The organism is Rhizobium rhizogenes NBRC 13257, from assembly GCF_000696095.1.
GTDB classification, from domain to species: Bacteria; Pseudomonadota; Alphaproteobacteria; order Rhizobiales; family Rhizobiaceae; genus Rhizobium; species Rhizobium rhizogenes.
This window is the reverse complement of record NZ_BAYX01000010.1, coordinates 17,538-29,797: the sequence shown is the minus strand read 5'-3', so window position 1 is coordinate 29,797 and position 12,260 is coordinate 17,538. Positions and strand designations below refer to the sequence as shown.

At 60.9% G+C, this 12,260-nt stretch carries 14 protein-coding genes; 12 read left to right on the top strand and 2 right to left on the bottom strand.

Annotation, left to right across the window (positions count from 1 at the left end; translation table 11 throughout):
* Positions 1-36: 36 nt before the first annotated feature.
* From RRH01S_RS22435 to visR, 12 genes are all read left to right on the top strand, one after another.
* Entirely contained in the window at positions 37-333 is a 297-nt protein-coding gene (locus RRH01S_RS22435) for an STAS domain-containing protein (RefSeq protein WP_034520242.1), read from the top strand.
* Entirely contained in the window at positions 330-695 is a 366-nt protein-coding gene (gene cheY1 / locus RRH01S_RS22430) for a chemotaxis response regulator CheY1 (RefSeq protein WP_007695696.1), read from the top strand. The genes RRH01S_RS22435 and cheY1 overlap by 4 nt, the downstream gene beginning before the upstream one ends.
* Positions 696-711: 16 nt before the next feature.
* Complete coding sequence (locus tag RRH01S_RS22425) at positions 712-3,003, top strand: chemotaxis protein CheA (RefSeq protein WP_034520244.1); 2,292 nt, start codon at positions 712-714, stop codon at positions 3,001-3,003.
* A 4-nt stretch (positions 3,004-3,007) separates the two neighbouring features.
* A complete protein-coding gene (locus tag RRH01S_RS22420) occupies positions 3,008-3,475 on the top strand; it encodes a chemotaxis protein CheW (RefSeq protein ID WP_007695698.1) in 468 nt (155 codons plus the stop codon).
* Positions 3,472-4,380, top strand: coding sequence for a protein-glutamate O-methyltransferase CheR (cheR, locus tag RRH01S_RS22415; protein ID WP_007695699.1), 909 nt, complete (start codon positions 3,472-3,474; stop codon positions 4,378-4,380). The genes RRH01S_RS22420 and cheR overlap by 4 nt, the downstream gene beginning before the upstream one ends.
* The gene (gene cheB / locus RRH01S_RS22410; RefSeq protein WP_007695700.1) at positions 4,377-5,420 is read left to right on the top strand and encodes a protein-glutamate O-methylesterase CheB; all 1,044 of its coding nucleotides are present in this window, start codon (positions 4,377-4,379) and stop codon (positions 5,418-5,420) included. Before cheR ends, cheB begins: the two co-directional genes overlap by 4 nt.
* The gene (locus tag RRH01S_RS22405) at positions 5,420-5,809 is read left to right on the top strand and encodes a response regulator (RefSeq protein ID WP_007695708.1); all 390 of its coding nucleotides are present in this window, start codon (positions 5,420-5,422) and stop codon (positions 5,807-5,809) included. The genes cheB and RRH01S_RS22405 overlap by 1 nt, the downstream gene beginning before the upstream one ends.
* Complete coding sequence (cheD, locus tag RRH01S_RS22400; RefSeq protein WP_007695710.1) at positions 5,806-6,360, top strand: chemoreceptor glutamine deamidase CheD; 555 nt, start codon at positions 5,806-5,808, stop codon at positions 6,358-6,360. Before RRH01S_RS22405 ends, cheD begins: the two co-directional genes overlap by 4 nt.
* A gap of 17 nt (positions 6,361-6,377) precedes the next feature.
* Positions 6,378-6,767 carry a chemotaxis protein CheT gene (gene cheT, locus RRH01S_RS22395; RefSeq protein WP_007695712.1) on the top strand — a complete coding sequence of 130 codons (390 nt, stop codon included), beginning with the start codon at positions 6,378-6,380 and terminating at the stop codon, positions 6,765-6,767.
* A 167-nt stretch (positions 6,768-6,934) separates the two neighbouring features.
* Positions 6,935-8,614, top strand: coding sequence for a flagellar basal-body MS-ring/collar protein FliF (fliF, locus tag RRH01S_RS22390; RefSeq protein WP_007695713.1), 1,680 nt, complete (start codon positions 6,935-6,937; stop codon positions 8,612-8,614).
* Positions 8,615-9,140: 526 nt separating this feature from the next.
* Complete coding sequence (visN, locus tag RRH01S_RS22385; protein ID WP_007695715.1) at positions 9,141-9,878, top strand: transcriptional regulator VisN; 738 nt, start codon at positions 9,141-9,143, stop codon at positions 9,876-9,878.
* 11 nt (positions 9,879-9,889) lie between these two features.
* A complete protein-coding gene (gene visR / locus RRH01S_RS22380) occupies positions 9,890-10,636 on the top strand; it encodes a transcriptional regulator VisR (RefSeq protein ID WP_007695717.1) in 747 nt (248 codons plus the stop codon).
* Between the two features lie 57 nt (positions 10,637-10,693).
* Here visR and RRH01S_RS22375 read toward each other — a convergent pair whose 3' ends face one another.
* Both RRH01S_RS22375 and flhB read right to left on the bottom strand, forming a co-directional pair.
* A complete protein-coding gene (locus tag RRH01S_RS22375) occupies positions 10,694-11,131 on the bottom strand; it encodes a BspJ family T4SS effector nucleomodulin (RefSeq protein WP_007695718.1) in 438 nt (145 codons plus the stop codon).
* Positions 11,132-11,136: 5 nt separating this feature from the next.
* Positions 11,137-12,213: a flagellar biosynthesis protein FlhB gene (flhB, locus tag RRH01S_RS22370; RefSeq protein WP_007695720.1), complete on the bottom strand. Its 1,077-nt coding sequence runs from the start codon at positions 12,211-12,213 to the stop codon at positions 11,137-11,139.
* Between the last annotated feature and the right edge of the window lie 47 nt (positions 12,214-12,260).

Genomic DNA, 12,260 nt, shown 5'->3' with positions numbered 1-12,260 from the left:
CACGGTGCTCGATTTCAGGCAACAAGGATTGAAGCGATGGCGAGCAGGAAAGGCGAAAAGACAGTCAGTCTGGCCGCGGTGCTGGACCTCAACGAGGCCTCGGCGCTTCGCGGCAAGCTGATGGGGCTGCGCGGCAGCAATGTCGCGATCGACGCCTCGGGCGTCGAAAGGATCGGCGCCTTGTGCATTCAGGTCATCATGGCCGCCGCCAAGACTTGGGATGAAGACAAGCTGTCCTTCACCTTTTCGAAGGTGTCGGATGCATTTCAAAAAACGCTGCAGATGATCGGTATCGACATCGATCACCTGCTTGCCAAGGAGATCCGGCAATGAAGAAAAAAGTGCTGACCGTGGACGATTCACGGACCATTCGAAACATGCTTCTCGTCACCCTCAACAATGCCGGCTTCGAGACCATTCAGGCTGAAGACGGCATCGAGGGGCTGGAAGTCCTCGAGGAAGCCAATCCCGACGTCATCGTCACCGACATCAACATGCCGCGCCTTGACGGTTTCGGTTTCATCGAGGGTGTGCGCCGCAACGACAAGTACCGCGCTATCCCGATCCTGGTGCTGACGACCGAAAGCGATGCCGAAAAGAAGAACCGTGCCCGCCAGGCCGGTGCGACGGGCTGGATCGTCAAGCCTTTCGACCCCGCCAAGCTGATCGATGCCATCGAGCGTGTAACCGCTTAAACAGGATCCGTCCCTCATGGATATGAACGAAATCAAAGAGATTTTCTTCCAGGAGTGCGAAGAGCAGCTCGCCGAACTGGAATCCGGTCTCCTGAAAATGAATGATGGCGACCGCGATCCGGAAACCGTCAATGCCGTCTTCCGCGCCGTTCATTCCATCAAGGGTGGGGCAGGGGCCTTCGGTCTCGATGATCTCGTCTCCTTTGCCCATGTCTTCGAGACGACGCTCGATTGCGTTCGATCCAACAAGCTGGAGCCGACCCAGGATGTCCTGAAGGTCATGCTGAAGGCCGCCGATGTGCTGGCGGATCTGACCAATGTGGCCCGCGACGGCGGCAGCGTCGATCCTGCCCGTAGCCGAGGCCTGGTCAAGGAGCTGGAGGCGCTGGCCCATGGCGAGTTGCCTTCGGCGTCCGCCACTGTCGAAGCTGCGCCCAAGCAGGCAAAGCCCGTCGCACTCGCACCGGCCCCGGTCGAGGTTGCGCCTGCCGCGACGGATGATAGCGGTTTCCAGCCGATCCCCTTCAGCTTCGATGATGATTTCGGTGCTGACGAAGCGCCCGTAGCCATGCCGGAATACCAGGTCAGCTTCAAGCCGCGCGCCGATCTCTACGCCAAGGGCAATGATGCGACGCTGCTGCTGCGCGATCTCGCGCGCATCGGTGAGCTGAGCGTTCATTGCAATATGGATGCCCTGCCGGGCCTGGACGAAATCGATGCTGAAGGCGCCTATTTCGCCTGGACGATCTCGGTCCGGACGGACAAGGGCGAAGATGCCATCCGCACCGTCTTCGAATTCGCCGAATGGGATTGCGAGCTCGATGTCCGGCGGATCGAGGATGCCGCCTCGAAGGGTGACGATGAGCTGCCGATGGTGCCCGTGCCATTCGATCTCTCTGCCCTCGACGATGATGGCGCCGGACAGGCCGCGGAAGTGGTCGAGCAAGCGCCGCAGCCAGCGAATGATGTGGCCGCCGCGGTTGCCGCCGCCGAGACGGTAAGCAATATCGCGCAGCTCGCCGCCGCCCGCGTCGAAAAGAAGGAAGCTGCGGCTGCCGCTGCCAGTGCCGCCGCGCAGAACAATGCCGCCGCTGCCGGCGTCGGCCAGACCATCCGTGTCGATCTCGATCGCGTCGACCGCCTGATCAACCTCGTCGGCGAACTGGTCATCAACCAGGCGATGCTGTCGCAGAGCGTCATCGAAAACGACAATAACGGTACATCCTCGATCAATATGGGCCTCGAGGAGCTGCAGCAGCTCACCCGCGAGATCCAGGACAGCGTCATGGCGATCCGCGCGCAGCCGGTGAAGCCGGTCTTCCAGCGCATGTCGCGCATCGTCCGCGAAATCGCCGATATGACCGGCAAGTCGATCCGTCTGATCACAGAGGGTGAAAACACCGAAGTCGACAAGACGGTCATCGACAAGCTGGCTGAGCCGCTCACCCACATGATCCGCAACGCTGTCGACCACGGCGTCGAGACCCCGGAAAAGCGCGCGGCACTCGGCAAGAACCCGGAAGGCACGGTTCGCCTGACGGCAAAGCATCGCTCTGGCCGCATCCTGATCGAGCTGGCCGACGACGGCGCCGGCATCAACCGCGAGAAGGTCCGCCAGAAGGCGATCGACAATGACCTGATCGCCGCCGATGCCAATCTTTCCGACGAGGAAATCGACAACCTGATCTTCCTGCCGGGCTTTTCGACCGCAGACAAGATCTCCGACATTTCCGGCCGTGGCGTCGGTATGGACGTGGTCAAGCGCTCGATCCAGGCGCTCGGCGGCCGCATCAACATCACCTCAAAGCCGGGACATGGCTCCGTCTTCACCATGAGCTTGCCGCTGACGCTTGCCGTCCTCGACGGCATGGTGGTGACTGTGGCCGGCCAGACGCTGGTCGTGCCGCTGACCGCAATCGTCGAAACCCTGCAACCGGAAGCCGCCGCTATCCATTCCTTCGGTGCCAACCATCGCCTGATCTCGATCCGCAACAGCTTCTGCCCGCTGGTCGATGTCGGACGCATCCTGAACTTCCGCGCCACCCAGGCCGATCCGGTCGAAGGCGTCGCGCTGCTGGTGGAATCGGAAGGCGGCGGACAGCGCGCTCTCATGGTCGATGCCATCCAGGGCCAGCGTCAGGTCGTCATCAAGAGCCTCGAGGCGAACTACACCCATGTGCCCGGCATCGCTGCGGCGACCATCCTCGGCGATGGGCGTGTCGCGCTCATCCTCGATGTCGATGCCGTGGTCGGCGCCTCGCGCGGCCAGTCGCTGAAGGCTGAAATATCCTACGCAGCGGTGGGTTGAGCCTATGTCCGACGCGATCAAGAGCCTGACCCATGGTGCCCGAGAGCTGATCGCCTTCCGGATCGGCGATCAGGAATTCTGCGTCGACATCATGTCCGTCCGCGAAATTCGCGGCTGGACGCCCGCAACCGCGATGCCGCATTCGCCCGGCTATATGCTTGGCGTCATCAATTTGCGCGGCGCCGTGCTGCCGATCGTCGACCTCTCTGCCCGGCTCGGCATGGGGCGCGCCGAGCCAACCGTGCGGCATGTGATCATCGTCGCGCAGGTCAAGCGCAAGGTCGTGGGCCTTTTGGTCGATGCCGTGTCGGATATCCTCACGGTCACCGACGACACGATCCAGCCGACGCCGGAAGTCTCTTCCGATTATGAACGGCAGTTCGCGCGTGGCGTCCTGGCGATCGACCGCCGCATGATCTGTCTCATCGAACTCGAAACCCTGTTCCCCGAACACGAAAGCCAGGCCGCATGAGCGTGATGGGAGCAATAGATCTAAGAGTATCCCCGGACGAGGTGCTGGCCAGCGGCGAATATCCGCTGACCCGCCGGGATCTCTCCGAAATCGCCGCCATGATCTATTCGGACGCCGGGATCTCTCTGAACGAGACCAAGGCATCGCTGGTCTATTCGCGGCTGTCCAAGCATATCCGCGCGCTCGGCCTGCCGGGCTTCCGCGATTATTGCCAGCTCGTTTCTTCGCCGGCAGGCGCCGTCCAGCGGCGCGAGATGCTGTCGCACTTGACGACCAATTTCACGCGCTTCTTTCGCGAAAACCACCATTTCGATCATCTGCGCGACGAGGTCCTGCCGGGCCTTCTGGCGCGCGCCAAGGCGGGCGGTCGCGTCCGCATCTGGTCGGCGGCCTGTTCCGACGGCCAGGAGCCTTATTCCATCGCGCTCACGGTTTTGTCGCTGATGCCGAATGCCGCGGACCTCGATTTCAGGATACTGGCGACGGATATCGATCCGAAGATTCTCGGCCTTGCCCGCGCGGGCGCATATGACGAGGCAGCACTCGAAACTGTCTCGCCCGCCATGCGCAAGCAATGGTTCCAGGAAGTGGAGATCCAGGGGCGCCGCAAGTTCCAGATCGACGATCGCGTCAAGCGGCTGATCACCTTCAACGAACTGAACCTCCTGGCGCAATGGCCGTTCAAGGGCAGCTTCGACGTCATCTTCTGCCGCAACGTCGTCATCTATTTCGATGAGCCGACGCAGACGAAGATCTGGTCGCGTTTCGCGGGTCAGCTGCAGGACAACGGCCATCTCTATATCGGCCATTCCGAGCGGGTCGCCGGCGACGCCAAGCACCTCTTCGACAATATCGGTATCACCACCTATCGCCATATCGGCAAGCACGGGGGGAGAAAACCATGAGCGCTCCCGCCCGCGTTCTCGTCGTCGACGACTCGCCCACCATGCGCGGCCTGATCACCGCCGTCCTGCGCTCCGATCCTGAGGTCGACGTCATCGGCCAGGCCGGGGATGCGCTGGAAGCGCGTGCCGCGATCAAGGCGCTCAATCCCGACGTCGTGACGCTCGATATCGAGATGCCGAACATGAACGGCCTCGACTTCCTCGAAAAGATCATGACGCTGAGGCCCATGCCGGTCATCATGGTCTCGACCATGACGCATCGCGGCGCGGAGGCGACGCTGGCCGCGCTGGAGATCGGTGCCTTCGATTGCGTCGGCAAGCCGGTGCCGGGCGAGCCCCGTCCCTTCGGCGATCTCGCCGAAAAGGTGAAGGCGGCGGCCCGTTCGCAGCGGCAATATGTCAAGCCTGCCGCCAGCCATGCCCCGCCGCCCGCGGTTGCCGATTTCCGTGTCGGCCGCAAGATCGTTGCGATCGGCTCCTCCACCGGCGGTGTCGAGGCGTTGATCGCGGTGCTGCAGAAATTCCCGGCCAATTGCCCGCCGACGGTCATCACCCAGCATATGCCGCCGAGTTTCACCCGCAGTTTCGCCGAGCGTCTCAACCGTCTCTGCGCCCCCGTGGTGCAGGAGGCGAGCGACGGCGCGCGGCTGGAGATCGGCAAGATCTATCTGGCACCCGGCGGTGAAAGGCATCTGCAGGTCGCCAGCTCTTCGGCGCCGCATTGCCGGCTGGTCGAGGGCGGGCCGGTCAACGGCCATCGCCCTTCCGTCGATGTACTGTTCGATTCGGTGGCCGAGCTTGCCGGCCGCAACGCCGTGGGCGTGATCCTGACCGGCATGGGGCGCGATGGCGCCGCGGGTCTTCTCAAGATGCGTCATGCCGGCGCGCGCACTATCGGCCAGAACGAAAAGACCTGCGTGGTCTATGGAATGCCGAGGGTCGCGTTTGAGCTCGGTGCAGTCGAACAGCAGTTTCCGCTGAACGCCATTGGCGAGGAAATATTGAAAGTAACAGCCGCCCGAAAGGAAGGGAGCGAATAATGTCTCTAGCGGAGAAAATCAAAGTTCTGATCGTCGACGATCAGGTCACCAGCCGCCTGTTGCTCAGCGATGCGCTGACGCAACTGGGTTTCAAGCAGATCACTGCCGCCGGCGACGGCGAGCAGGGCATGAAGATCATGCAGCAGCAGCCGCATCATCTGGTGATCTCGGACTTCAACATGCCGAAGATGGATGGTCTCGGCCTGTTGCAGGCCGTTCGCACCAATCCGGCAACCAAGAAGGCCGCCTTCATCATCCTGACGGCGCAGGGCGATCGCGCCCTGGTGCAGAAGGCGGCACAGCTTGGCGCCAACAATGTTCTCGCCAAGCCCTTCACCATCGAAAAGATGAAGGCTGCAATCGAGGCCGTGTTCGGAGCGCTGAAATGATCCTCGAGGCCACCGCCCGTCGTGTGCATATCATTCAGGGCGAGTATAAGGTCATCGGTGACCCCGAGGTGGTCCTGGCGACCATTCTCGGCTCGTGTGTGGCGGCATGTTTGCGCGATCCGGTGGCTGGCGTCGGCGGTATGAACCATTTTCTGCTGCCGGGAATGGCGTCCTCGCCGACAAGCGGCGGCGACGCCACGCGCTACGGCGTGCATCTGATGGAACTGCTGATCAACGGTCTTCTGAAGCAGGGCGCGCGTCGCGACCGGCTGGAGGCGAAGGTTTTCGGCGGCGCAAAGACGATCGCCACCTTCTCCAATGTCGGCGAACAGAATGCGGCCTTCGCCATGCAGTTCCTGCGGGATGAAGGCATCCCGGTCGTCAGCTCCAGCACGGGCGGCGAGCATGGGCGCAAGGTGGAGTACTGGCCGGTTTCCGGCCGTGCGCGGCAATATCCGCTGACCGGCGCCGAAACACAGAAGACCGTGGCCCTGGAACAGCGCCCCGTTGCAGCCCCGAAGCCTGTCGACAATGCGATCGAATTTTTCTGATCAGCGAGGACTACCCGATGACCAACATCCAGCGCGCCGACATGACCGCCATGCAGGAGACGCTCCCCGCCATCCTGATGCGGATCGTCGCGGAACTGCACGATATCGCTTACCTGATCGAGCGCATCGAGCCGCAACTGCTCGATCTCAGCGGCGTCAATGTGCTGGAATCGCCTGACGCGATGAAGGTCATGCAGGGCATCGATCTGGCCGTACAGAAGACACGCGGTATCGCCGAATTCATCGATACCATTACCGGCGACATGCCGGATGGCTGGATGGTCGATGTCGCGACGGCGCTGAGCCTGGTGAAGCTCACCGAGATGCAGAAGGCACTGGGCGGCAGCCAGCGTCACGGCCATTCCCAGCCGCTTGCCAAGGCTGCCGGCGATTTCGATTTCTTCTGACCGCAACCGCCGGTACCTGGTATTGTTTTTCCTATACTTTTTTAAATAGTTTTCTTCTCGCTTCTCTCGTTTTCCCCGCCGGACGAAACGCTCGCACAAGTTTCGATTCCTATCTTCGCTGCAGGGCACAAAGCCATCAGGTCTTTGACGAATCGTGCGAGAACAGAATGAATCTGTTAAATCAATTAGTTCCCTTGTTCAGGAATCTGCAGAATCTCGGGAGGACGCGGTTGCTGACTCTCGCCGGCGTGGGCATTTTGTCCGTGGCGCTGGTCCTGTTTGCAGCCCTTTACGTCAACAAGCCTGCCCAGGAGACGCTTTATGTCGGCCTGGATGCGACCGATCTGAATCAGATCAGCATTGCGCTTGCCGAAGCCAAGATCAATTTCCAGGTGGGGGCGGACGGCACCAGCCTGACCGTGCCGACCGGCATGACCGGCAAGGCCCGCGCGCTACTTGCCGAGCGCGGCCTGCCGAACAGCACCAATGCCGGCTATGAGCTCTTCGACAATGTCGGCTCGCTCGGCCTGACCTCCTTCATGCAGGAAGTGACTCGTGTCCGTGCGCTGGAGGGCGAAATCGGCCGGACGATCACCTCGATCTCCGGCATCAGCGCGGCGCGTGTTCATATCGTCATGCAGGATGTCGGCAACTTCCGGAAGGCGGACCAGAAGCCGACGGCCTCGGTGATGATCCGGGCCAATGCCGAAGCGGCGCGCAAGGCCGCCCAGGCCATCCGCCATCTCGTCGCCTCCGCCGTGCCCGGTCTTGAGGTCGACGACGTCACCATCCTCGATTCCACCGGGCAGCTGCTCGCCTCCGGCGACGATCAGAGCAATGGGGCTCTGAACCGCAATCTCGGCATCGTGCAGAATGTTCAGGGCGAAATCGCATCGAATATCGACAAGGCGCTGGCACCCTTCCTCGGCATGGACAATTTCCGCTCCAGCGTGACGGCCCAGCTGAACACCGACAGCCAGCAGGTGCAGGAAACCACCTACGATCCGGAATCAAAGGTCGAGCGTTCGGTCCGCACCACCAAGGAAGCGCAGAAGTCGCAGCAGCGCCAGTCGGACACGGCGGCGACCGTCGAGCAGAACATTCCGCAGGCCGCACCTCAGGCCGGCGGCAATGGGCCGACATCGAACGACCAGACCGACAAGCGCGAAGAGCAGACCAATTACGAAATCAATAGCAAGACGACCGCAACGGTCCGCAACAGCTACAGGATCGAAAAACTGTCGGTCGCTGTGGTGGTCAATAGGGGCCGTATCGCCCAGATGGTCGGTCAGCCGGCCGATCCGGCAAAGGTCGATGCCTATATCGCCGAGATGCAGAAGATCGTTGCAACCGCTGCCGGCCTCGATCCAAGCCGCGGCGACGTGGTGACGGTCAATGCGATGGACTTCCTCGACACCCAGCTGCTCGACGACAACGCGTCGGGTCTCAACATCATGGATGTGCTGAGCCGCAATATCGCAGGCATCATCAATTCGCTCGCCTTCGTCGCGGTCGCCGTCCTCATCATCTGGCTGGGCTTCCGTCCGCTGATCCGCTCGCTTGGCGGCGGTGCCAACGGCACGGCTCTGCCGGACGCGGCCGGGCTCGAATTGCCGGATTTCGCACCCGGCGCGGTCGGCGGACCCGGCGCGGCGCTGATGGACGGCTTCGGTTCGGATTTCGGCTTCGACAGTACCGACGATCTGCTGACGATGGGCGAGGACAACAGCACTTTCAATCGCCGCGTCAAGGAAGGGCCGGAGCGTCGCCTCTCGCGGATGGTGGAAATCAGCGAGGAGCGAGCCGCCAAGATCCTCAGAAAATGGGCCGTCGACAAGGCCGCCTGATAAAAGGACCGGGGAGATCCCGGTCTTTTCGCGTGAACGGATAGGATGCAACAAGGTCGTTGCAATCCTGGATTTCGCGAATATTTGCTGCAAGCCACCATCACGAAATCAGGCTGTATGAGATGTTGGCAAGTGAAGAAGAGAAGGCAAATTTCATTGCTGGGTAGAAAGAATCGACTTACAGTCTGCTCATCTGTCCGCAACAGTGCCGAATCGGCGCGAATCGGGCTGTAATCCGCCCCCGGTGAATTCAAGGTTTGAAGATGCAGGGACGCGGAGAAATCAGTTTATAGTTTGTTGATTGGGTTTCCGGCGATCTGGGCCAATGCGATTGCCGAAGTGGAATTCATGTTAGCGCTTGCGCGCCGTGCCTCCGCCGGATGCGTTTGAGGCGTAACCGTAATTTAAGTTGGCGCAGGCGCCTTTTTTGAAGATCGATGTCGGTTTTCGGGGGGGTGCCCTGGGTCCAGACCGAGCAATGCTCTCGTTGACGTCCCATCGTCCGACAGTGGCAGGAACGCAGAAAATGGACATGCAGATATCGCAGGCGAGCAAGGGCGATAAGGATGCGCGAGCAGCCGCCCCTTCCAGCGCCATGTCGCGCGATCAGCTCATTCTGCAACTGACTGCCGTTGCGGGACCGGCCTATCTCCAATCCGGCCTGCGCGTGCTGACGGATTATGTCGGCGCCTCTCACTATCTCCTGGCGCGCTGCGACCTGATTCAGGAGAGCGGGCTCGATTTCGTCGTGTCTTCGGATTGGCCCTTCGATCTCGTCCGGCGCCTGGCTTCCGAACTCACGAACGGCTATGGCCGTGCCGGCGAGCTGGAAAAATCCATGTCGCTGTTCCAACCGGTTTTTGCCTTCCTGCCCGATGATGTCGAGCCGCCGGAGGGTGTCAGCCGTCACTATTGCGCGCTGACCTTCAATGTCGGGCGCACGCGGTTCTCGCTGATGCTTCTGGCCCGTGACAGCCTGTTGCTGTCGCCGGAGCGGTTGCGCGATGTCGGGCTGCTGGCGGGCTATTTCGCCAGCTTCACCCGCAGTGTAGAAGGCAAGCTGGAGCGCGATTTCGATTTGACCGAGCGCGAACTGGAATGTCTGTTCTGGATTGCCGAGGGCAAGACCAGCGACGAGATCGCTATGATTCTTGGCATCTCGCGCAATACCATCAACAACTACATCACCAGCGTCATGCGCAAGACCGCGACGAAAACGCGATCGGAAGCCATCGCGTTTGCCGTCAGAAACAACCTCGTTTGAAGGCCTATTGAATGCGATATCAGCCGGGCAAGGCGACGGACATGTCGGGCGAGACGAAGCTTAGTCGTTTGCATCGGATTTCCGGCCGCTCCGATCTCTTCCCGAAGCTGGTGTCGATGCAGAAATTGATCGACGCGCAGAATTTCGCACTCTATCGGCTCAGCGGTTCCGGCCTGCCGAGCAAGCAGCGCCTGGTCTGCGAACTGGAGAACTGGGGTTCGGCCAATCCCGTCATGAACAAGGCCTTCGTCGAGGCCTATGGCGAAGCGATGATCGAGCATATCGAGAAGTCGCTGCTACCTTTGATGTGGAACGGCCGCGACAGCGACAGCACGGCCGAGACGCCGGATTTTGCCGCTTTCACCCAGCGCCTGAAGCCGCATCTCCTGCCTTTCGCCGGTGTTGCTTTTCCGGTGCGGCTGGGCTCGGTCGGCAATGGCTATGTCGTTTTCACCGCGAAGTTCATGGACGTGGCGAGCGACATGATCGTCGAGCTGCATGGCCGCAGCTGCCAGATCATGATGGAGCTTCTGTCGCTCGATGAGCGCCGCTCGCCGGCCGCCGAAGCATTGAGCGAACGAGAGATTGCCTGCCTGCAACTGGCCGGCGACGGACGGATCAGCGAGGAAATCGCCGAAAAGCTCGGTTTGTCGGTACATACCGTCAACGCCTATCTCGGCTCGGCGACGATCAAGCTCGACAGTGTCAATCGCATCCAGGCGATCGCGAAGGCGATCCGCTTCGGTTACATCAGTTGACGCCGACGCTCCTCAGCGGATCTTCATATCGTAAATTCCGGAATGATTCAGGCGTCCTCAGGCCGCCTGCGTTGCGCTGCCGATCGCATAGCGGGCATCCTTGAGACTGCGGGCGAGAAGTGCTGTATTCTCGTCCGGATCAGCGGATGCTTTCTCGAAGGCGATGTGGTTGATCTCGATGCCGGCATGATGGTCGGCAAGCGCGAGCTTGGCATAGATGGTGACGCCACGCGGCTTGATTTCGAGGTCGATCGTGACCTCGGCCGGGCCGCTCCAATCGAGCTTGTAATCGCCGCCGAGCCCGAAATTGACGATGCCGGGAAGGAAATAGAGCTCGGCGGCCGAGGCCACGAGGTCCGCAAGATTGCCGTATCGTTCGAATCGCAGCAGCGAAATCAGATCGGCGGCGTCGAGAAGCCGCAATTCGCTGGCGACCGGGCTGATGGCCTCAGCGAGAATGCGTTCACGTTGAGCAGAGTAGGGGCATTTTTTCATTCGATTTATCGTACCCGTGTTCTATTCGACTGTGCGTAGATCCGATGGATTAGCTCTGCGACGGCCTTGTAAAATACTGACGGGATGACACTATCGACCGAGACTTGCGCAAACATGGAGCGTGCGAGTGGCGGATCCTCGAAAACGGGAATGCCGTTTGCCTCTGCAATCTCTCTGATTTTCAGCGCGATGAGGTCCTGACCCTTGGCAACGACGACGGGCGCGTCGCCTTCCTCGCGGACATAGCGCAACGCCACGGCGAAATGGGTCGGATTGGCGATAACAAGGGTTGCGCGTGGCACCTGCTTTATCATCCGCCGGCGGGCGCGGTCGCGGGCAACCGAGCGCTGGCGCGACTTGACGATCGGATCGCCCTGCGACTGCTTGAATTCGTCCTTGATCTCCTGCTTGGTCATCTTCAGCTGATCGAACCAATGGTGACGGCTCCACAGCACGTCGGCAATGCCGACGACGGCGGTTGCCAACAGCACGATCATCAGGATTCTCTGGACGATGGTCGACAGCCGAACGAAAATCGTCTGCGGATCGGAAGCCAGCGAATCGATCGCGTGGAAGAACTGGCCGCGCAGTACGAAGAACATGATGATGCTGACCACCACGATCTTGGCGAGCGACTTGCCGAATTCCACAAGGCCGGATGTGCTGAAGATGCGGTTCCAGCCGGAAACAGGCGATATGCGCGAGAATTTCGGCTGAATGCGGTCGAGAACCGGCGTGGGCAGGTTCTGGAACATCGAGGAGCCGATCCCGAAGATGAAGAACAGAACGATGGCGGGCAACACGAGATTGCCGACTTCCCAACCGATTCGGGTAAACAGTGAAAGGGCGTCCGGCCCCGTTTCCAGCTTCCATTGATCCGGCTTCTCGAAGAGGTCTCGCAGCACCTCGCCCATGCGCCCCATGCGCTCCGGCAGGAAGAAGGTGACATAGATGACGGTCGCCAGCATGGAAGCAAAGATCGTGGCTTCCCGGGAGTGGGGCACATTGCCCTTCTCCATGGTGTCGCGGAGTTTTTTCTCCGTCGGTTTCTCTGTTTTACTGTCCTTGTCTTCGTCAGCCAAAGCAGCCGTCCTTCGCGAAACGGAAAGAGGCCGCGCAGCACGCGCGG

Coding starts and splice junctions, on each gene's coding strand:
- RRH01S_RS22420 (WP_007695698.1), top strand. CDS start 3,008: ATGTCCGACGCGATCAAGAGCCTGACCCATGGTGCCCGAGAGCTGATC.
- fliF (WP_007695713.1), top strand. CDS start 6,935: ATGAATCTGTTAAATCAATTAGTTCCCTTGTTCAGGAATCTGCAGAAT.
- RRH01S_RS22375 (WP_007695718.1), bottom strand. CDS start 11,131: ATGAAAAAATGCCCCTACTCTGCTCAACGTGAACGCATTCTCGCTGAG.
- cheD (WP_007695710.1), top strand. CDS start 5,806: ATGATCCTCGAGGCCACCGCCCGTCGTGTGCATATCATTCAGGGCGAG.
- cheR (WP_007695699.1), top strand. CDS start 3,472: ATGAGCGTGATGGGAGCAATAGATCTAAGAGTATCCCCGGACGAGGTG.
- visR (WP_007695717.1), top strand. CDS start 9,890: ATGCGATATCAGCCGGGCAAGGCGACGGACATGTCGGGCGAGACGAAG.
- RRH01S_RS22425 (WP_034520244.1), top strand. CDS start 712: ATGGATATGAACGAAATCAAAGAGATTTTCTTCCAGGAGTGCGAAGAG.
- RRH01S_RS22405 (WP_007695708.1), top strand. CDS start 5,420: ATGTCTCTAGCGGAGAAAATCAAAGTTCTGATCGTCGACGATCAGGTC.
- visN (WP_007695715.1), top strand. CDS start 9,141: ATGGACATGCAGATATCGCAGGCGAGCAAGGGCGATAAGGATGCGCGA.
- RRH01S_RS22435 (WP_034520242.1), top strand. CDS start 37: ATGGCGAGCAGGAAAGGCGAAAAGACAGTCAGTCTGGCCGCGGTGCTG.
- cheT (WP_007695712.1), top strand. CDS start 6,378: ATGACCAACATCCAGCGCGCCGACATGACCGCCATGCAGGAGACGCTC.
- cheB (WP_007695700.1), top strand. CDS start 4,377: ATGAGCGCTCCCGCCCGCGTTCTCGTCGTCGACGACTCGCCCACCATG.
- cheY1 (WP_007695696.1), top strand. CDS start 330: ATGAAGAAAAAAGTGCTGACCGTGGACGATTCACGGACCATTCGAAAC.